Source organism: Larkinella punicea, from assembly GCF_003334855.1.
Classification (GTDB): Bacteria; Bacteroidota; Bacteroidia; order Cytophagales; family Spirosomataceae; genus Larkinella; species Larkinella punicea.
Genome location: NZ_QOWE01000010.1, coordinates 18,391 through 38,834, shown reverse-complemented (window position 1 = coordinate 38,834; position 20,444 = coordinate 18,391). Strand labels below are relative to the sequence as shown.

The following is a 20,444-nucleotide window of genomic DNA, read 5'->3' as shown; positions in this document are numbered from 1 at the left end:
CTTTTAAGGGAATTATAAATGTAAAATGGTGAATGCTAAATGCTAAATGTAAAAGGGTTTGAGGATGCGATCCTTCCTTTTACATTTAGCATTTAGCATTCACCATTTTACATTTATGATTAATTCCTTTCCCCAAAAAAAGAAGGTATCCGTCAAAGACAGATACCTTCATCGAGTACAACAAAACCACAGGCAACCCCTGTGGCTCTGTCAGTATATCTTGGAACTAAGCGTCTACTAAGAATTCGTCGTGCTGGCTAACATCCAGACCCACTTTCTCGTCTTCTTCGCTAACCCGCAGTGGCAGAATGGCGTTGGTGATGATCAGCAGCAGGTATGAAGCACCGAAAGCGAAAACCGATACGATCACCAGGGCCATCAGGTGGATGAAGAACAGTTTGGTATCTCCAAAAGCCAGACCTTCGTCGACAACCGCCGAGTTAACGCCTTTTGAAGCGAAAATACCCGTCATCAGCATCCCGACCATACCACCTACACCGTGGCAAGGGAACACATCCAGCGTATCATCCAGTCTTGATTTCGTACGCAGGTGAGCCACCGTATTACTAACCAGTGAAGCAACCGTTCCGATAAAGATCGACGTTGGGATCGTTACGAAACCAGCCGCCGGGGTGATGGCAACCAGACCGACAACCGCACCGATGGCAAATCCTAAACCGGATACTTTTTTGCCTTTAGCAGCATCGAACAACACCCAGCCCAAACCAGCCGCAGCCGCAGCCGTGTTGGTGGTAGCGAAAGCCGAAGCAGCCAGGGGCGATGCGCCTACTGCCGAACCAGCGTTGAACCCGAACCAGCCGAACCACAGTAAACCCGTACCCAACAGCACGAACGGAATGTTGGCTGGTGGGAAGTAGCTGGCTTCCATGTGTGATTTACGGCGTTTCAGGTACAAAGCACCCGCCAGAGCAGCCCAACCGGCCGACATGTGAACCACGGTACCACCGGCAAAGTCCAGAACACCCAGTTTAAACAGGAAACCGTCCGGGTGCCAGGTCATGTGAGCCAGGGGTGTGTACACAATCAGGCTGAACAGGATCATGAACAACACGTAGGATTTGAAATTGACGCGTTCTGCCATCGAACCGGTTACGAGAGCCGGGGTAATCATGGCAAACTTTAACTGAAAGAATGCGAAAACGACCAGGGGAACTGTTGCTGCCAACGGCCACGGTTTGCCATCCAGTACGCCATTGAACATGAAAAATGTGGTTGGGTTTCCGATGAAACCCCCGATGCTTTCGCCAAAAGCCAGACTAAAACCGACTACCACCCAGAGAATACTGATGACACCCATCGCAATGAAGCTTTGCAGCATCGTCGAGATGACGTTTTTGTTGTTCACCATACCTCCGTAGAAGTAGGCCAGACCGGGGGTCATCAACAAGACCAGCGCAGCGGAAACGAGCATCCAGGCCGTATCTCCCGAATTGATGCCTTCGGTGACAATTCCCTTCGGAACGGCTGGAAAAATCACACCCAATACACTGACTATCAGCAGTAGGGCAAGCGGTAAGTAAGATGGTTTTTGCATGATACTTGAACGGTTTAGTTGTACATTAGGTTGAGAAAGGTCCCGAAAGACCAGTGTGGGGTTGCGTACTAAAACTTGTAGATAAAGGCCAGTCCCAGCGTCGATTGCGAGGATTTGGTGTAAGCGCCGTCGCTGTCTTCAAACTGCTGGGATTCAGCCGTGTTGCTGCCACCAGGTTTGGCGTAGCTGTCGAGCCGGAACTCCGGTTTGATCAGCAGGTTGCCGTCGGCCGCCGTAATGTTGCCCGTGATGGTGATGGAGTTGACACTCGTTCCCTCGCCATTGAAATTACGCAAACCGCGCGCGCCGTCTTTGTTGTCAAAATATTCGTAGCGGGCGCCCAGGCCAAATTTGCCCGTAAAAGCATAGTTCGTATAAACGGCAACCCCGCTCCAGGTCGAAGTACCCGTTTTAACTGGTGCATAGCCTTGAAAATCTTCTTTCTGTGAACCGATGGCGGCATTCAAACCCAGATAGAATTTCTCCGTGATCTGGTACGTCGTCGTCAAATCAAATACGGAATACATCCCCTTTACGGCTTTTCCCGTCGAATCCGGGTTGGCTTCGTTGCTCACAATTCCATTCAGGTAGACGTTCCAGCCCGAAACCGGTGCAAAAAACAATTGACCAATGATGCCTTTCGCCTTGTTGTTGTCTCTCCAGCTATCGACGTTGTTCACAATACCCAGCATCAACGACGCCTTGTCGCTGAAAGCATAGGTACCCTTGATACCGGTGTGGTAGAAAGGCCCGTTGTTGAACAGGTTCGATAAAGAATAATTGTAGTTGACCGGCGCATCGATTACTTCATACCCGATGTGGGTACCGAACTGACCCACCATAATCGAGAATTTGTCGGACGTCTTCCAGTTGATGTAGGCCTGCTTGATGGCAGCCAGGGACGTACCGCCCGATACGGGTCCGATCACGTTACCATAGTTACCCAGATCAGCATTCGGACCAAAGGTCAGGTCAAGTACGGCATCGACCTTGTCAGTGCTGTACCCGATTTTGGTTTGAATAAGACCCAGAGAAATTTGACCAGCCCGCTGATCAAAAACGCGGGCAGTACCGGCAGCCCCGAGGTTGCTGCGTGATAGAGGATTATTGAGATTACCGCTGTAAAACGAATCGATGTAGCCTGAGAAAGAAAATTTACCCTTGTTTTCGGCTTCAGGCTCTGTCGCGGCTACTTCTTGCGGCTTAGAAGTAGTCGTCGTGGCGTCCTGAGCTTTGGACAATAAGATGGAAAACGAACAACATACCAGTAAAACAGTTTTTTTCATAATTTTCTTTGGTTTGTTCGAGAATTAGCTGATTAATTAAATTGACGCACAAATATTATTACTCAATACCTAATTTGCAAGTATTTGCTAAAATTTAATCCAATTTCCCTTAAAAATGGACTTAAATTGCCAAAAGTCACTTAAAACTAGAGCCATATTGAGTGTTTTTAAATGAAATGTGCCAATATAGCATATTTTGTAAACTGACGTTATTTTGGAATAATATACAAGTTCAACCTTAACATGTCATTCAATTAATTATTTAAATAATCCTATTATAGTTTACAATTTCAAAACTGTGGGGCAAAAAAAATCCCGGATCGGTGATCCGGGATTTTTTTGGGGTATCTGGTGAGTCAATCAGGCCGCTTCGGCATGGAGCCAGGATTTTTTGGCCAGAAGCGTATCTTCTTCTTCCACATTGTCCGGATCGGGTACACAACAGTCGACCGGACAAACGGCTGCACACTGTGGTTCCTCATGGAAACCAACACATTCCGTACATTTATCAGAAACGATGTAATAAAATTCGTCGGATACCGGGGTTTGCGGATCTTTACCGTTGACTACCGTACCATCACCAAAATCGACAACATCCAATTCGGTTCCTCCGCCCCAGGTCCATTCGACACCACCTTCGTAGATGGCCGTGTTCGGACATTCGGGTTCGCAGGCACCACAATTGATGCACTCATCTGTGATCATGATTGCCATTTGCAGGTAGAAAGTTAATGATTCGTGGGGAACGTCTTCTTCCGGGAAAGAATCGTACCTTTCGAAACAGTTGCTGGTTAATTGTGAATGTTAATTAATCAACAAATATAATTATTTAAAGTTTGACACCAAACTATAATTTAATTTTGCCCGTTCAATAGTCCGTCCAGTATCCCGAATCAGAATGAATTTAAGCGAACGCATTGCCACTTTTGTCCAGTTGGGAATTTTTCTGAAAGAAGCCCAAAACACGTCTGAATTGCCTGAAATCGCCGAAAAAGCCTTTTATTCCAACCACTGGTTTACGCCGGAAAACAGCTTGAAAGCCCTCCTGGCCATTGCCGATGAATACCTGAATGAAGAAAAGTTATCGGCATGGATAAAAGGTTATAACGTCACCACTGAAACCCCTAAAAATGTGGGCGTTGTCATGGCGGGCAATATCCCCGCCGTCGGTTTTCATGATTTGTTGTGTGTATTGCTGAGTGGCCATCACCTGCTGGCCAAGCTAAGTACGCCCGATTTTGTACTTATCAATTATTTAATACAAAAAATCATTGAAATCAACCCCAAATTTGCGGATCGTATCCTCATTAGTGAGCGTTTGAACCAGGCCGACGCGTTCATCGCCACCGGCAGTTCCAATTCGGCGCGGTACTTTGCGTATTATTTCTCCAAAAAACCGCACATTATCCGCCGAAACCGCTCATCCGTCGCCATCCTGACCGGCGAAGAAACGACCGGTGACCTGGACAAACTGGGCCACGACGCCCTCGACTATTTTGGTCTGGGCTGCCGCAACGTCTCCACGCTGTTCGTTCCGGAACACTATGATTTCATTCCGTTCCTGCAACGGCTGGATCCGCTCGCTTTTCAATTCACGAGCCACCACAAATACAACAACAACTACGACTACAACAAGTCGATTTACCTCATCAACGGTGTGCCACACTTCGACAACGGTTTTTTGCTGGTAACTGAAAACGAAGGCCTGGTCTCACCCATTTCAACGCTCTATTACCAAACCTACGCCGACCCGGAAACCCTGACAGGCAAACTGAATACCCTTTCCGACCGAATTCAGTGCGTGGCCTCGAAAGACGGTTTTTATCCGGGCAGCGTTCCCCTCGGCCATACACAGCGCCCCGGCCTGAGCGATTATGCGGACGGGGTCGATACGATGGCCTTTTTGCAAACCATCTAATTTTAGCGGTTTAACCAAAGAAAATTCCGGGAAAACAGCGTGTCTTCCCGGAATCCGATTCATTACCTATCAGAATGGTCAGTCTTTTTCCGAAATGAGCGAGTCGGTTTTTGCGCCCACCGGCAGTTCGGGTTTCATCGAAAATAAGGTCTGTGAGGGTTTGCGGCTCAATGAAACCAGGTTTTCGAAACTGGGCTTTCTTTCCGACGCCTTGTAGATCTGAACCCGATAGTCACCGGCGGGCATACTGCTCAGGTTGAAACGATAATACCGCTGGTAACTGTTGCTAAACTCCTGACAAACCGAATAGCCCTTCGAGTTGAGAATTTCGATCCGCAATCGTTCTTCGTGCGGGTTGTAAATAAACACCTTCAGGAAGGCTTCATGCCCAACGGCTGCAGGCACAACCCGTGCCATGAGGTCCGCGGTCGAGGCCCGGCGTTCCGCAGTCATCAGTCGCTTGCGGTCGTGGACAATTCTCGGGTCTTCGTTGTTGGTCGGCAGACTCACCGTTTTGACGTTGGAGGATTGCAACTGATTCCGGGTCACTTCCGTCATGGTGGCATTCAACCGTCGTACGTTGTTCTTCGTCAGTTTGACCAGTTTGTTGGAATGAATTTCCTGGTGAATCAATTGCTTGTCGGCATTGAAATACCGGATGGCCGTTCCGTTGGTGCGGTAATCAGTCGAGACCTCCCAATAACCGGGACGGTCGATTGGCGTAACGTCTTCGGTAGAAGACTTCGTTTGTGCGAGTAAGGTCCCAACAGAAAGCAGGCAGAGGAGTGAACTACTAAAAATTGTTTTCATGGTGTGTGCAGAAGTTTTGTTCTGACATCTTAGTCGCACACTTTCCCCACATTGGTAACATCTTGCGCAGAAAAAATTGGAAAGCGCGCTTTTTTCGGCATATTTGGTTCCAGCAGACCCTCCTACTCATGCGGTTTTTTGCTCGCCAGCCAACCGATTCAGACCTGATTGCCGGACTAGAAGCCGGTAGTGTTCAGCGCAGACAATGTGAAGATCGTCTGTACCAGAAATACGCCTATCTAATTGCCGACGGCGCCCGTAAACACCGTTTGGGGGAAGACGACTGCGCCAGTGCCTATTCCGATACGATTCTCACCGTCATCGAGAATATCCTCGCGGGTCGGTTTGAAGGACGGGCGGAACTGAAAACGTATATTTATCAGATTTTCACCAACAAGTGTATCGACCTGATTCGGAAAAAATCTACGCAGCGGGATCGGGTTCATGATGCCATTTCGCTGGATGATTCGCTGCTGCAACTGCCCGATTCGGCCCGCTCGGTTGTGCAACAACTCATTGCCCAGAGCGATGTCGAGCATCTGCGTAAACTGATTGGTACGCTCGGTGAGAAATGCCGGGAGATGATTCTGGCCTGGGGCGAAGGGTATTCTGACGAGGAAATTGCCCGGCAATTGAATTACAACACGGCGGCAGTTGCCAAAACCAGCCGGTTGCGGTGTTTAGAACGTTTGAGGGACTTATACAAATGAACGACCTGGAACGCATCGATGACTATTTTTCGGGCCGCCTGCCGGTGGAGGAACGGGCGCGGTTTGAATCGTCGCTGGAAACCGATTCCGCGCTGGCCGAAGCCGTCGCTTTCTACCTGACCGCCCGACAAGCGGCCCAAAACGAAGCCCGCGCCGACCGGAAAGCGCGCTTTGAAACGTTGCGGGAAGAATCGGGGCCGGTTCGTCAGTTGCCGGCTCGCGCCTGGCTGGCGATGGCAGCGAGCGCAATGCTCATCCTCGGACTGGGAGGCTACTGGCTGTTCCAGCGTCAGACGCCGTCGGCTGCTGAAATGGCCGACCAGTATATTCATCAGAATTTCAGCCAGTTGCCTACTCAAATGAACGGGCAAACCGACAGCCTTCAAGCCGGAATTGCCCGCTACAACAAAGGGGAACTACCGGAAGCCGGGGCGATTTTCAATGATTTGCTGCAACGCAACCCCGCCGACGACCGTGCCCGGAAGCTGGCCGGACTCGTCGCGCTCCGAACCGGACAGTACAACCAGGCCATCGACCATTTCCACCGGCTGAGTGAACGCACCGACCTGTTTGCCAACCCCGGTCTGTTTCTGGAAGCCCTGACCCGACTCAAACGCGGACAACCCGACGATCTTCGGGAAGCCGAAACGCTGTTAAAAACCGTCATCGAGCAGAATCTGGAGGGCAAGACCGAAGCCGAAGTGCTGATTGAAAAACTATAGAACCGGTTTTGCCAAACGGTTTTTCGGTTATTGCGATCGGTCGTAAATCTCGCAAATGGCTCGTAGAATCCGGTCGGGCGGTATTTTTTTGAGTAAATACCCCGAAGCACCCGCGCAAATCCCTTCCATCACCCGTTCGTCCAGGTCATCGCTGGTCAGCAACAACACATCGACCTCCGGAAATTCGCGATGCAGTTGACCGTTGGCAGTTTTTCCGAGTTCCATGGAGAGTTCAATATCCAGCAGAATCACCTGCGGATTCAACCCACGGAGTTGGTTTTCCAGTTCTATCGTATCCGAAAATGCGCCCAGCAGGACATAGCCCGCCGTGACGGCAATCTGGCTGGACAGGGCTTTTCGAAAACCACAATCCCGCTCATAAATCACAATACGGACAGCCATACATTTCCTTGCGTTGGGTTCATTTCCTTAGTCGGCAGAAACCGGAGAGAGGGAAACAAGTTTACGGTATTCGGTTTACGGTATTCGGTGCAGTTCTCCACCGGGGCTAGCGCACTGTAAACTGTAAACCGTAAACCCTCCCGAATTTCCAGACAAGATGTTAGCCTAATGCGGCAAAAAAACGACTAAGGGGTGGACGCATTCCATACCAACTCAGGATGCAAACACTTCGCCCATGATGAAGGAACTTGAACGAATCGACGATTACTTTGCAGGGCGGCTGTCACCCGCTGACCGGGATCGTTTTGAAGCCACCCTGCCCCATAATCCGGCCCTGGCCCGCTCCGTGGCCTTTTACCTGCTGGCCCGCCAAACCGCCCGTCAGGAAGCCCGGCGGATGCTGAAACCGCTGCCGGTTCGCCGACTGCCGGTGCGCATGCTGGTAGCCGTAGCCGCCTGCCTGCTTCTGGTGCTGGGCTTCCTGACGGTTTGGCAAACGCCCCCGTCGGTCCGCGAAGTAGCCGACCAGTATCTCTCAGAACGCTATGGTCAACTGCCGGTTTCGCTCGATGGCCAGAGCGACAGCCTGAAAACCGGTTCTCAATTCTACAATATGGGGGAATTCAGAAAGGCGGAAACGGTTTTTGAAAGCATGCTCCAGCGGGAGCCCACGCATCCGGAAGCGTTAAAACGGGCCGGTCTTGTTTCCCTCCGGCTCAATCAATACGACCAAGCCATCGAACGGTTTCAGCGGCTGGGCCAGCAAACCGATCTGTATGCCAACCCGGGTATTTTTCTGGAAGCACTCGCCCGGTTGAAGCGCGGACAACCGATGGATAAAAACCGGGCTAAAAAGTTGTTACTGACTGTTATTCAAGGCAATTTGGAAGGAAAGAAAGAAGCCGGGCAGTTGGTAGAGAAGATCAAGTTCAACTAACTAAATTTTTCATATCCCCATGCGTATTTTTACCAGCCTGCTCATCCTCTCTGTGGCTTTTCTGGCCCTGCTATCCTGCAATTCGATTCGCTCGTACCCGGAATCCGAGCATGTACCCGACCAGAACATCGTTCTCTTTTCCCTCATCGATGTGAAAGGAACAAAAGTTTCCATGCCGGTTGCTAAACAAAAAGAGAGTGTCGATTCAGTCAATAAAGTGCTTTTAAGAAACGGGAAGGAGACCATAAAAATCAAGCACTGGTGCCCCTGCGATAGCGCCCTTGTGTTGCTGGAAGGAAAACGGCTGGACCAGTTGATCATTAGCGGAAAAGAAATGGCGTCCAGTACCGGGGGTGGCAGTGGCGTCAGTGGAGAGCCTCCGTATGGCATTAAATTGAATCCCGATGGCAGTCTGAACTGGCCACAACTGGACGAACCGGGTTCTAAAAACTACCGGCTTTCATTGCCTTACGGCCCTGTTAATGAGCCGGGAAAGGTGGTTAAGGTAATTCTTCCGACGACGAATCCAACCGATCAACCTTTTATCATAGCGATACTGGATACGGGCTTTGATGGTTCACTTTACACACCAGCCTCCAATTCGTTTTGGGTCAACACGGCCGAAGTCCCCGAAGCCGACCGCGATCACAATGGGTTAGTGGGTGACCAGTTTGGCTATGATTTTGTGAACAATGCCAGTTTCCCGTACGACGACAATAACCACGGAACGCTGGTGACTTCGCTGATTCATGAACAGCTCAGAAACAACGCCTGGGCCGCGGGCAAGGTCCGCTTTATGCACCTCAAAACCTTTGGTGCCAGCGGCCAGGGCACACTCTTCGATAACCTCTGCGCCCTGTCGTATGCCCGGCAAATGAACGCAAAAATGATCAATGCCAGTTGGGGATTTTACAGCCAGCAGGAAAGCAAACTGCTGGATCATTTCATCCAACAACTGGACACCACCGGGATTACGCTGGTGGCAGCCGCCGGCAATAAAATCGAAAGTCTGGAGAGAAACCCGCTCGGGTGGCTGACGGGAATCTACCGGAATCTGGACACCAATCCTTTCTGGCCGGCGGCATTCAGTGCGACCCGTGAAAATGTCATTGCGGTTACGACCATTCATTCCAGTACAAAAGAAGTCAAAGCCAATCCCGCCGTTTTACCGGAGGGGCCGTTTGCTGTTTGCCCCAACCAGAACTATTCGCGTCAGGCGGTCAATATCGGCGTATTGAATAACCTCAACCTGAAAGTAACCGGCCCGATCATCCCGGGCTGTGAGGTGCTCGACATTACAGCCGCTAATGGAGGGACAAAATCGGGGAGTTCATTCGCGGCTCCGGTGGTGACGGGCAAACTGGTCAACAAACTCGGACCAGACTGGCCTGGTCACAAACGGGCGGGACTGTACACCAAAATGCGCACACTTTCTCCGACAACGCTTAAAACGGATCCCAGCCTGAACAATCAGCTAAAAGATCACTATGTGCTTCGCCATGAACCCTAACGAATCCAACCCATGACGCCAGGCGGTTTTGCCAAAACGACCATCCTATTCCGAACACGCCGGGCAGGATGGCGGTTTTGTGGCATTCTGATCGGTTTTTTCCTGTTTTTCGACAGCCTGGGCCAGTGTCCACAGCCCGGAATGATCCGGTTGCGGTATGATAGCCTGATGACATTGGATAACAGCCAACAGGCCCTGGGCTTTCCTGCGCTGGTTCGGATCTGCGACCGCTGTCAGCTCAACCGCGACTCGACCTATGCCAAGATCTGGCACCGGCTGGGCACCCTGGCTTATCTTAAAAAGGACTATCCAACCGCAATCGACTACACCCGCCGTGCCATCCGGCTGAATTCCCGGAAACGAACCGATGTCAGCCCCTCATTCCTAACCAAAAGCTACTTCAACCTGGGCAATATCTACCTGGACTGGCAGGATTTTCGGACGGCCCGACTGGTTTTTCAGCAGTTTGTCACGATGGGAAGCCGCTATCCCGAACGGTATGAACTGGTGGGACTGGCCTACTGGCATTTAGCCAATCTGTTTTTTAAAGAGTCTGACTACCAGAAAGGCATCCGCCAGGCTGAATTAGGGGTTTCGTTCGCCGAACGGATCGGTAATGCCGAATTGATGGCGGCTAATCTCACCGAAAAAGCCAACTGCCTGAAAGAAATCGGCGACAACGAACAGGCTTTACAAATCGTCAATCAGATCATCCTTTTGTTTGGCCCTTCGCCCGAACCGTCGGTTAAGCTGGCCAATGCATATTCGTCCCAGGCCAGTGTGTTGGGTCGTTTGCACCGATTTGGTGAAGCCCTCGAAGCATACGAAAAAGCCTATTCCGTTCATGTGCAAATCCAGAACCCAACCGGCCAGTCGGAAGTGACCTCCAACATCGGTTTTCTGTACGACAACTACCTGAAAGACTACGACAAAGCACTCCTGTATTACCGTAAGGCCCTGAAAACCATCGGCAACGACCAATACGGTCGCGTACGAATCCTGAGCAACATTGGTGAAGTTTACTGGCGAAAAAAGCACTACCCAACCGCCCTGAACTATTTCCAGACGGCCCTCGACACGCTGCACTTCGATGACCGGCAAAAACCGGCAGAACTGACCCGGACCATCCGGCTGACGCCCTACAAAGAGTACCTGCTGACGGTGATTCAGAACAAAGCCGATACCTGGCTCGACTACGCCAAAAGCAGGCCCCGAAACCATCGTGCTTTTTTTCAGGAAGCCCTGAAACGCTACCAGATTGCCGACCAGATGATCGACATCATGCGGTTTGAGCAGGCGGGTCAGCAGTCGAAACTCTACTGGCGGCAGAAAACCCACAGCATGTATGAACGGGCCATAGAAACCGCTTACCGACTGAATAACAACCAAATGGCGTTCCACTTTTTTGAAAAAAGCCGGGCGGTTTTGCTGAGCGACAAACTCAACGAACTGGGCGCCAGGCAGGAATTGCCTCCGCAACAGGCTCAGCAGGAACAGGATTTTCGCCAGCGGATCAACACGATGCAAAATGCGCTCTCGGCGTTGAAACCCGGTAGCCGTTCCTCCGATTCAACGCGAACGGTTCTGCTGACCGAACAGGAAAAACTGGATGCGTTTCTCAAAAAACTGGAGCAGGAAAACCCCACGTATTACCGCTACAAATTCGACAATACGGTTCCGTCCCTGGCGCGTCTTCAGAACTGGCTGAACGACCGGAAATCGACGCTGGTTTCGTATTTCGTCGGCGACAGTGCTCTGTATAGTCTGGCCGTTGGGCCATCCGGCACCCGGTTGTTGCGGCAGTCCGTTCAGGATTATCAAAAGGTGGTGGGCGAATTTCTGCCGCTCTGTGCCACCGACCAGCAAAACCGGCAGTTCGGGCGATTCGTAACGCTGAGCAATCAGGTTTACAACCAACTTCTTAAACCGCTGAACCTGAACACGGAACGTATCATTGTTTCTCCCGATTACCACTTCATCCCATTTGAAACCCTCAGTAAATCCGCCAATCAACCCGACTTTCTCATCAAACACCACGCGTTCAGTTACGGTTATTCGGCCACGGTTTTGCTGAAAGAAGCGGAACGTTCCACTTCTGAGAGTTCGGAATTTCTGGGTATGGCTCCGGTGCATTTCAACCAGACGCTCCAGCAGGCCACGCTCGTCGGCTCCGGTCAGGTGCTGGCCAAAATTGGTGATCGGTTCAGTCATCCGACGGTTTTGACCGACCAGGCCGCGACCCGCCGGGCATTCCGGACGATGGCTCCGCATTACCGTGTCGTTCAGTTGTTTACGCACGCCGAAGCCGACAGCATTGGCCGCGAACCGCTGCTGTATTTCGCCGACTCGACCCTGCGGTTGTCGGAACTTAGTGATGATGGCCCCTACCAGACGCAGCTCATCGTTTTATCGGCCTGTAAAACCAGTCTGGGTGTCAACCAGCAGGGCGAGGGCATTTTCAGTCTGGCGCGCGGATTCGCCACGCTCGGGATTCCCAGCGTCCTGACCACACTCTGGAGTGTGGAGGATCAGGCTACCTACAAGCTAACGGAGCGGTTTTATTACCATTTGAGCGAGGGACTTCCGAAAGATCAGGCGCTTCGGCAAGCGAAGCTCGACTGGCTGGAAAGCGCTTCCCGCGCCGACCAGTTGCCCTACCGCTGGGCCGGACTCGTTCTGGTGGGCAACGCCGACCCGCTACCCGCGTCCCAAACGGCCTGGTGGTGGCTGGGGGGCGGTTTTGTTGTCATCCTGGCGATTGGGATGGCCCGGCGATTCCGCCAGCGAACCCGGAAACCGAAAGCGGTTTATTGATACACGCGGACGTAATCGACCATTAGCCGCTGGGGCCAGATCGACTCATCGACGCCCTTTTGCCCACCCCAGTTGCCGCCAACGGCCAGATTCAGAATGAGATAAAAAGGTTGATCGAGCGGCCATTGTTCGTAGCTGCTGCCGGTTTCTTTTTTGGTGATCGTGAAATACGTCGCGTTGTCGATCAGGAAATCAATCTTCTCCGCTGTCCAGTCGATGGAGTAGGTATGAAAATCGTCCGTGGCACCGGGAATGACTTTGATGCCAGTTTTGTGGGTATTTTTGGTGTGGTTGTAGGCTTCGGTATGAATGGTGCCGTGAATCTGGTTTTCGTTGAAACCGACGTGTTCCATGATGTCGATTTCGCCGTCGAGCGGCCATTTCAACGGTGTTTTGGCACTAAGCATCCAGATTGCCGGCCAGGTTCCGCGCCCTTTCGGCAGCTTCGCCCGTACGTCGATTCGTCCGTATTTCCACTCGGCAATCCCTTTCGTGATCAGTTTGGCGGAGGTATACTCGCGGTTTTCGTGCTTTTCCTTCCGGGCTTCGATGATCAGAAAACCGTCTTCGACGCGGGCATTTTCCGGGCGGGATGCGCGGTAAAATTGCAATTCGTTGTTTCCAAAACCGCTGCCGCCCACGTCGTACGCCCATTTTCCGGGGTCGGGCAAACCGGCCTTCTCGAATTCATCAGACCAGACGAGCTTGCGTTCGGCCACGGTTACGCCCGGTTCCGGGAACGTGCAGGCGATTAAGGTTGCAATCGCGACGGTTGAAAGGAGCATTTTCATGGGTTCAGGAATCGGTTGATAAACTAATTGCCCCGTTCCCCTAAAGGGGACTTGGACGCAGCCTAAACCGGATTAAGAAGTCCCCTTCAGGGGATTTAGGGGCAAACGCGCTAAAGTCCTGGCAAACGCCCAGGTCAAAAATTGCGGCATCACCTGCCCCCAGGTTTCGGGATCGTGCCGACCGTCTTTCACTTCCACATATTGAACATCGCGGCCCCAGCGAAAACCCCGGCGTTCTACTTCAGCAATCAGGTCGAGGGTGTCGGCAATGGAGTCGATAATGCCGTCGTGGTCACGGTCGTCGGTTTCGTCCAGCGTACCGGTTTGGAACCAGAACGCCGAACCGACCGGTGGCTCCGTTTTGCGAACCTGCGCGTGCATAATTCGGTCGCTGTCATCCGAATAGCCATCGTTCAGTCCGCGTTGCCGCCACCAGAACGAACCCGAAAACACGCCGGCTTTTCGAAACAGTTCCGGGCGATGCCAAACCAGATCGAAAGCCGACAGGCCACCGAGCGAAAAACCGGCAAAAACCGACTGCTCAGGATCAGTCGAAACCCGGTATTGTTTCCGTACGTAGGGGAGTAATTCGTGAACAACAAAATCCGCGTAAAGGCCCGCTTTGGCCCCCCGGTGAAGGTAATCGGCCTTTGCAGCCACGCCGTATTCCTGAATCCGGTCCCCGCAGTGAATGGCAACCAGAATAAACGGCTGGATAGCTTTTTGATGATACAATGAATTCAAAACCGTGATCATACGGAGTCGTTCCAGGTCCTGCCCATCGTTGAGGTACAGGACCGGAAAAGACTCATCTGAACCCGCGTATTCTTTCGGCAAAACGACATCCAGCCGGACGCTCCGGTTCAGGTAAACGGATACCAAACCGGTGTCAACGTGGCTCGTCACCCCATCGGCAAACGAAGTTATTTCACCAATTCTACTCATTATAAGAACGTTACAACACATTCACCATTCCTTCATTCCGCTAAGGGCTTACCGGATTGGATCGGCTAATTACCCCAAAATTACGGACAGTTTTCGTGGAAATTCGTAAATATGGTTATCTTTCCTCCGTAATCATCAACAAAAAACCAACCGATATTTTGCAGGAACACTACAGAAAATGGTATTCGCACCACCTGGGTCGCGACATTGAAATGCTGGTTTACGGCGACTGGGGCTACCCCGTACTCCTTTTCCCCACCACGATGGGACGCTATTACGAAGCCAAAGACTTTAAACTGATCGAATCCGCCCAGTGGTTTGTCGACAACCGGAAAGTTAAAATTTATTGCATCGACAGCATCGACCGGGATAGCTGGTATGCCAAACACCTGCATCCATCGGTCCGGATTCAAAACCACCTCTGGTACGACAAAATGGTGAACGAGGAACTGGTTCCGTGGATTCAGCACGAGTGTCAGGTCGGAAAAATCGCGGTGGGCGGGTGCAGTTTCGGCGGTTTTCAGGCGCTCAACTTCGCATTCCGCCATCCCGACAAAGTGGCGCACCTCTGGTCGATGGGTGCCAAGTTCGACATTAAATCGTTCATGAGTGGGTATTACGACGACAACGTCTATTTTAACAACCCGCCGGATTACATTCCGAACGCCCACAATGACCAGTTTTACCATATGAAAATCATTCTGGGGACATCGGAGCATGATTTCTGCAAACCGGATAACTATGCGATGTCGGGCATCCTGAACCGCAAAGGCATTCACCACTGGCTCGATGTGCGTCCCTGGGGCGCGCATGACTGGCCCGTCTGGCGTGAAATGTTTCCGCATTATCTGTCACAGGTGTAAATTCGGTTTACGCTATTCGGTTTTGGGTTTACGGTTTACGGGGGCTGACGCGTTCATTTTTAATATCGATAGGGCTTTCGCTTTTGCCCCTAAATCCCCTAAAGGGGACTTTTTGCATCCGGATTAAGCCGTGTCCAAGTCCCCTTTAGGGGATTTAGGGGCAAAAAGCGAAAGTATAAAGAATTATCAGACGTAAGTCCTAATCGAATACGGAACATCGAATTTTGAATAACGAAAGAAAAATACGGCATGTGTCAGTCCGGTCAGGGAACCACACCGTAAACCGAAAACTGTAAACCGTAAACCACCTTCCGTTTTGAAATACGGCTATATCGAAAACCAGCGCCCGCTGCCGGAGGCTTTGCAACAACTTCGAACGTACCTCGAGGAAGTTCCGGTGCGTTTGCGGGGATTCAGTGAGGAGGAATTGACCTTCCGAAATCCCGGAAAATGGTCCAAGAAGGAGATTCTGGGGCATTTGATCGATTCAGGACTCAACAACCTCAAACGGTTTACTGACGCGCAGTTTCTGCCGCCACCGTTTGTGGTTCAACGGTATAACCAGAACCAGTCGGTGGTCTATAACCGCTATCAGGAACTACCGCTGGAACATTTACTGACGTACTGGCAATCGTTGAACCGACAAATTTTGTATGTTACCGAAAATATACCGGAGGAAACCCTTCAAAAGCCGGTCATACCGCCTGATGGTTCTCCGACGGTTACCCTGTTGTGGCTCATCGACGATTATGTGGCGCATCTGGGGCATCATTTTAAACAATTTTAGTGCGCTAACCCTTTATTCCGTTACGACCGATTTTGATCCCATAAAACGCATATGAAGAAAATTGGAATACTATTTGGGCAGGAAAACTCCTTTCCGCAAGCCTTCGTCGACCGCGTCAACAGCAAAAATGAAACCGACATCGTGGCCGAATTTGTGACCATCGACAAAGTCGTTCAGGGCGAAGCCACCGACTACGCCGTCATCATCGACCGGATTTCACAGGACGTTCCGTTTTACCGGGCCTACCTCAAAAACGCAGCCCTGAGCGGAACCGCCGTCATCAACAACCCCTTCTGGTGGAGTGCCGACGAGAAGTTTTTTAACAATGCGATTGCGACCAAACTGAATGTGCCGGTTCCGAACACCGTCCTGCTGCCCTCGAAAGACCGACCCGACGACACGAACGAAAACTCGTTCCGCAACCTGAAAATGATGGATTGGGAGTTCATTTTCAAGTACATCGGTTTTCCCGCTTACATGAAACCGCATTCCGGCGGTGGCTGGAAAAGTGTTTACAAAATCTACAACGCGGAGGATCTGTGGGAAAAATACGCCGAAACCGCCCAGTTGGTGATGATGTTGCAGGAAGAAATCATTTTCGATGATTATTTCCGCTGCTACTGCATCGGCGGCACCGACGTCCGGATTATGCCCTACGAACCGCGCAACCCGCACCACCTGCGCTACGCGGCTGAACCGAAAGTAACCGGCGATGCCTACAAAAAATTGATGGCCACCGTTAAAGACTACGTCATCGCCCTCAACCGGGCGCTGGGTTACGATTTTAACACGGTCGAGTTTGCCATCCGCGACGGCATTCCCTACGCCATTGACTTCTGCAACCCGGCCCCGGACGCCGATATTCATTCGGTGGGCCAGGCCAATTTCGACTGGGTTGTGGAAGCAGCCGCCACGATGGCCATTGCAAGGGCGAAAGCCCAAAAACCGGGGGCAGACAACCTGACCTGGGGTTCGTATATTCAAAGCTCATCGCAGGGTCGGCTTTTTGTTCCGGAAACACTGGTGGAAGAACCGGTGGCAGCACCCGTCGAAAAGAAAAAGGCGAAAAAAGCAAAATAAGGAATCGGTTCACGCAGCCCAACTCTGTTTCATGCCAGTATTCACGTTAGGAATCGAAGAAGAATTTCAGACGATCGACCCCGTCACGCGCGAATTGCGTTCGCACATGTCGAAAATTGTGGAGGGCGGTCAAATTCAGTTGCAGGAACGGGTGAAAGCCGAGATGCACCAGGCCGTGGTGGAAGTCGGCACGAACATCTGCACGAACATTCACGAAGCCCGCGAGGAAGTTACCTACCTCCGCAAGATGGTTCTCGACCTGGCCGACAAGCAGAACCTGCGGATTGCGGCAGCGGGCACCCACCCCATTTCCGACTGGCAGGATCAGCTCATCACCGACAACGAACGCTACGACAAGCTCATCGATGAGATGCGCGACGTGGCCCGCTCGAACCTGATTTTTGGCCTGCACGTTCACGTCGGCATCGAAAACCGCAACGAAGGACTTCACATCATGAACGCTTTGCGGTATTTTCTGCCCCATGTGTATGCCCTGTCGACCAATTCGCCGTTTTGGTGCGGACGAAATACCGGTTTCAAGTCGTACCGTTCCAAGGTGTTTGACAAATTTCCGCGAACGGGCATTCCCGACTATTTTTCGTCGGCGGCCGAATATGACGATTACATCAACCTGCTGGTCAAGACGAACTGCATCGACAACGGCAAGAAAATCTGGTGGGACATCCGGCTCCATCCGTTTTTCGACACCATCGAATTCCGGATTTGTGACGTGCCGATGCGGGTCGATGAAACGATTTGTCTGGCGGCCGTGATGCAGGCGCTGGTGGTGAAGATCCACAAACTCCACAAGCAGAACCTGAATTTCAGGCCCTATCGCCGGCTGCTGATCAACGAAAACAAATGGCGGGCGGCCCGGTACGGTATTGAAGGAAAACTGATCGACTTCGGCAAGCAGGAGGAGGTTCCCTACCACACCCTGGCGCAGGAACTGCTCGATTTCATCGACGATGTGGTCGACGAACTCGGCAGCCGGAAAGATGTCGAATATGTCAAAACCATTCTCGAAATGGGTACCGGTGCCGACCGGCAGTTGGCGGTTTTTCGGCAAACCAATGATCTCAAGCGTGTTGTGGATTACATCGTGGAGGAAACTTCTCACGGTTTGAGATAGTTATCTTTTAGATATGATTGCCCTCAACCGAAGCGTCGGCCCGGCCCCTAAAGGGGGCTTATACTGAGTGCGATAAGCCCCCTTCAGGGGCCGGGCCGACGCTTCGGTTGGGGGTTTACTGTAGCTTTGAAACGTACCCAATGGAAACTATGAAAGTGGCCGTTCTGGACCTATACAACAATGTCCCGAATGAAGGCATGCGCTGTATTCTGCAACTAATCCGGAACATCAGCGAAAAAGAACAGCTTGAATTAACGCATACGGTTTTCGATGTCCGTGGCAAGAACGAAATTCCCGGACTCGACTACGATATTTACATTTCGAGTGGGGGTCCCGGCAGTCCGCTGCCGAGCGATGAGCCCTGGGAAGAACCTTATTTTGAGTTGATCGACCAGCTTTTTTCGCACAACCGGACGAGCAATCAAAAGAAATATCTATTTCTGATTTGCCATTCGTTTCAGTTGGTATCACGGCACCTCGGCATCGGAACCATCAGCAAACGGCGGTCGACCTCCTTTGGTATTTTCCCGATTCACAAAACCGACGAAGGTCAAACCGATCCGCTGTTTCAGAAATTACCCGATCCGTTTTTTGCGGTCGATTCGCGGGATTACCAACTCACTGAACCCAATTGGGAGCGCATCAGTGAGCTGGATGCCAAGGTGTTGTGTCTGGAAAAAATCCGCCCCCATGTCGACTACGAACGGGCGATCATGGCCGTCCGGTTTACCGACGAGGTGTTTGGAACCCAGTTTCACCCGGAAGCCGACGGCGAAGGCATGTTGCGGTATTTCATGAAAGACGAGAAGAAACAGCAGATTGTCGAGAACCACGGCGAAGAAAAATACAACGAAATGGTCGAGTCGCTACTGGACCCTCAAAAAATCGGACTGACCGAATCGGTACTGATTCCGGATTTTCTGCGCCAAACCATCTGAACACCTTTAAAACGTGGCCCGGTTTTCAGACATCCGGGTCACGTCCAACCACTATGATCCAATCGATTCGTCAGGCCTACAATGAAGCATTCAGCCCGGAAAATTACCGGGCTTTTTTGGATCAGATTCACCACGATTATCCGGGACAACTGGATTTTCGGGTGGCCGAAACCCCGGTTTTTGTCCCATTGGCCTTGAAAAACCGGATTCTGGAAGCCTGCGATTCGATTGTTGATACGATCACCGATGAGCAGTTTAAAGCGTGGTCGGAAGGCGCCATTCCGCCGGGCCAGCGGGTACCGAATGAGAATGAACATACGTCTTTTCTAGCCATCGACTTTGCCATTTGCAAAGATAAAAACGGCGATTTACTCCCGCAGTTGATCGAATTGCAGGGCTTTCCGTCGATATTCGGTTTTCAGTCTTATTTGTCCGGTAATTTCAGAAACTACTTTCCCATTCCCGACGGTTTCAATCACCTGTTCGATGTCGATTCCGACGAAACCTACCGCCAGCATCTGCGTCGGCTGATCATCGGAACGGAGCCGCCGGAGCAGGTGATTCTGCTGGAAATTTACCCGGAAAAACAGAAAACCCGCATCGACTTTGCCATCACCCACCAGATGCTGGGCATCGAAGCGGTTTGCCTGACGAACATACAGAAGGAAGGACGGAAGCTTTTTTACGAAAAAGACGGACAGCGTTATCACATCAAACGCATCTATAACCGACTGATATTTGACGAGTTAGAAAACTTTCCGGAGCTAAAAACCGCTTTCTCGTTGACGGACGATGTAGACGTTGAATGGATTGGACACCCGAACTGGTTTTTCCGCATCAGTAAACACACGCTGCCTCTGCTGAACAGCCCTTACGTGCCGACCAGTCAGTACCTGGACCAGGTAAAAACCTATCCCGACGATCTGGAAAATTACGTTTTAAAACCGCTTTTTTCTTTCGCGGGCAGTGGCGTTATGCTGAATATTTCAAAGGAAGATCTGGATTCAATTTCTGACAAAGAGAATTATTTACTCCAGAAAAAAGTCAAATACGAACCGGTTATTCAGTCGCCGGACGGGTTGGTGAAGTGCGAAATCCGGATGCTCTACATTTGGCACGAGAAAGACCCGCGCCCGACGCTCCTGACTAATCTGGCACGCTTAAGCCGGGGCGAAATGATTGGTGTTCGGTTCAACAAAGACTTCGATTGGGTGGGCGGAACGGTGTGTTTTTTTGAAGAGTGA

General features: G+C 51.3%; 19 protein-coding genes. 12 read left to right on the top strand and 7 right to left on the bottom strand.

The genetic code is table 11. The features are described 5' to 3' along the window. Positions 1–226: 226 nt before the first annotated feature. The 3 genes from DUE52_RS13500 to DUE52_RS13490 all read right to left on the bottom strand — a co-directional run bounded on the left by DUE52_RS13500 (position 227) and on the right by DUE52_RS13490 (position 3,555). A complete protein-coding gene (locus tag DUE52_RS13500) occupies positions 227–1,555 on the bottom strand; it encodes an ammonium transporter (protein ID WP_114406546.1) in 1,329 nt (442 codons plus the stop codon). A 68-nt stretch (positions 1,556–1,623) separates the two neighbouring features. Further along, positions 1,624–2,841 carry a porin gene (locus tag DUE52_RS13495; protein ID WP_114406545.1) on the bottom strand — a complete coding sequence of 406 codons (1,218 nt, stop codon included), beginning with the start codon at positions 2,839–2,841 and terminating at the stop codon, positions 1,624–1,626. Positions 2,842–3,201: 360 nt separating this feature from the next. After that, on the bottom strand, positions 3,202–3,555 hold the full coding sequence (locus tag DUE52_RS13490; RefSeq protein WP_114406544.1) for a 4Fe-4S binding protein: 354 nt from the start codon (positions 3,553–3,555) through the stop codon (positions 3,202–3,204). A gap of 184 nt (positions 3,556–3,739) precedes the next feature. Here DUE52_RS13490 and DUE52_RS13485 point away from each other — a divergent pair, with 184 nt between their 5' ends. Continuing rightward, entirely contained in the window at positions 3,740–4,759 is a 1,020-nt protein-coding gene (locus DUE52_RS13485; protein ID WP_114406543.1) for an acyl-CoA reductase, read from the top strand. 78 nt (positions 4,760–4,837) lie between these two features. Here DUE52_RS13485 and DUE52_RS13480 read toward each other — a convergent pair whose 3' ends face one another. Next, positions 4,838–5,569, bottom strand: coding sequence for a hypothetical protein (locus DUE52_RS13480; protein ID WP_114406542.1), 732 nt, complete (start codon positions 5,567–5,569; stop codon positions 4,838–4,840). A gap of 128 nt (positions 5,570–5,697) precedes the next feature. Between DUE52_RS13480 and DUE52_RS13475 the strand changes: the two genes are divergently transcribed. Together DUE52_RS13475 and DUE52_RS13470 are read left to right on the top strand one after the other, a co-directional pair. Continuing rightward, positions 5,698–6,279: an RNA polymerase sigma factor gene (locus DUE52_RS13475; RefSeq protein ID WP_114406723.1), complete on the top strand. Its 582-nt coding sequence runs from the start codon at positions 5,698–5,700 to the stop codon at positions 6,277–6,279. Further along, entirely contained in the window at positions 6,276–7,001 is a 726-nt protein-coding gene (locus DUE52_RS13470; RefSeq protein WP_114406541.1) for a tetratricopeptide repeat protein, read from the top strand. Before DUE52_RS13475 ends, DUE52_RS13470 begins: the two co-directional genes overlap by 4 nt. A 27-nt stretch (positions 7,002–7,028) precedes the next feature. Here the strand turns inward: DUE52_RS13470 and DUE52_RS13465 are convergent, their stop codons facing one another. Continuing rightward, a complete protein-coding gene (locus DUE52_RS13465) occupies positions 7,029–7,403 on the bottom strand; it encodes a response regulator (protein WP_114406540.1) in 375 nt (124 codons plus the stop codon). Positions 7,404–7,638: 235 nt separating this feature from the next. On the opposite strand from DUE52_RS13465, the gene DUE52_RS13460 reads away from it, so the two are divergent. Genes DUE52_RS13460 through DUE52_RS13450 form a run of 3 tightly spaced genes read left to right on the top strand, consistent with a single transcriptional unit; the run spans position 7,639 to position 12,664 of the window. Continuing rightward, a complete protein-coding gene (locus DUE52_RS13460) occupies positions 7,639–8,340 on the top strand; it encodes a tetratricopeptide repeat protein (protein ID WP_114406539.1) in 702 nt (233 codons plus the stop codon). 19 nt (positions 8,341–8,359) lie between these two features. After that, positions 8,360–9,850, top strand: coding sequence for a S8 family serine peptidase (locus DUE52_RS13455; RefSeq protein ID WP_114406538.1), 1,491 nt, complete (start codon positions 8,360–8,362; stop codon positions 9,848–9,850). A 12-nt stretch (positions 9,851–9,862) separates the two neighbouring features. After that, positions 9,863–12,664 carry a CHAT domain-containing protein gene (locus tag DUE52_RS13450; protein WP_114406537.1) on the top strand — a complete coding sequence of 934 codons (2,802 nt, stop codon included), beginning with the start codon at positions 9,863–9,865 and terminating at the stop codon, positions 12,662–12,664. Here the strand turns inward: DUE52_RS13450 and DUE52_RS13445 are convergent. Together DUE52_RS13445 and DUE52_RS13440 are read right to left on the bottom strand one after the other, a co-directional pair. Continuing rightward, positions 12,658–13,455 carry a glycoside hydrolase family 16 protein gene (locus tag DUE52_RS13445; RefSeq protein WP_114406536.1) on the bottom strand — a complete coding sequence of 266 codons (798 nt, stop codon included), beginning with the start codon at positions 13,453–13,455 and terminating at the stop codon, positions 12,658–12,660. The genes DUE52_RS13450 and DUE52_RS13445 overlap by 7 nt on opposite strands. 72 nt (positions 13,456–13,527) lie before the next feature. Beyond that, positions 13,528–14,400, bottom strand: a complete 873-nt coding sequence (locus DUE52_RS13440; protein WP_114406535.1) for an alpha/beta hydrolase — start codon at positions 14,398–14,400, stop codon at positions 13,528–13,530. A 158-nt stretch (positions 14,401–14,558) separates the two neighbouring features. Here DUE52_RS13440 and DUE52_RS13435 point away from each other — a divergent pair, with 158 nt between their 5' ends. From DUE52_RS13435 to DUE52_RS13410, 6 genes are all read left to right on the top strand, one after another. Continuing rightward, positions 14,559–15,263, top strand: coding sequence for an esterase family protein (locus DUE52_RS13435; RefSeq protein WP_114406722.1), 705 nt, complete (start codon positions 14,559–14,561; stop codon positions 15,261–15,263). A gap of 316 nt (positions 15,264–15,579) precedes the next feature. Next, a complete protein-coding gene (locus tag DUE52_RS13430) occupies positions 15,580–16,050 on the top strand; it encodes a DinB family protein (protein ID WP_114406534.1) in 471 nt (156 codons plus the stop codon). A gap of 51 nt (positions 16,051–16,101) precedes the next feature. Further along, complete coding sequence (locus DUE52_RS13425) at positions 16,102–17,130, top strand: ATP-grasp domain-containing protein (RefSeq protein WP_229312159.1); 1,029 nt, start codon at positions 16,102–16,104, stop codon at positions 17,128–17,130. A 31-nt stretch (positions 17,131–17,161) separates the two neighbouring features. Next, positions 17,162–18,262, top strand: coding sequence for a carboxylate-amine ligase (locus DUE52_RS13420; protein ID WP_114406533.1), 1,101 nt, complete (start codon positions 17,162–17,164; stop codon positions 18,260–18,262). Positions 18,263–18,402: 140 nt separating this feature from the next. After that, positions 18,403–19,200 (top strand): type 1 glutamine amidotransferase, encoded by a 798-nt coding sequence (locus DUE52_RS13415; RefSeq protein ID WP_114406532.1) that lies wholly within the window; start codon positions 18,403–18,405, stop codon positions 19,198–19,200. 53 nt (positions 19,201–19,253) lie between these two features. Beyond that, the gene (locus DUE52_RS13410) at positions 19,254–20,444 is read left to right on the top strand and encodes a hypothetical protein (RefSeq protein ID WP_114406531.1); all 1,191 of its coding nucleotides are present in this window, start codon (positions 19,254–19,256) and stop codon (positions 20,442–20,444) included.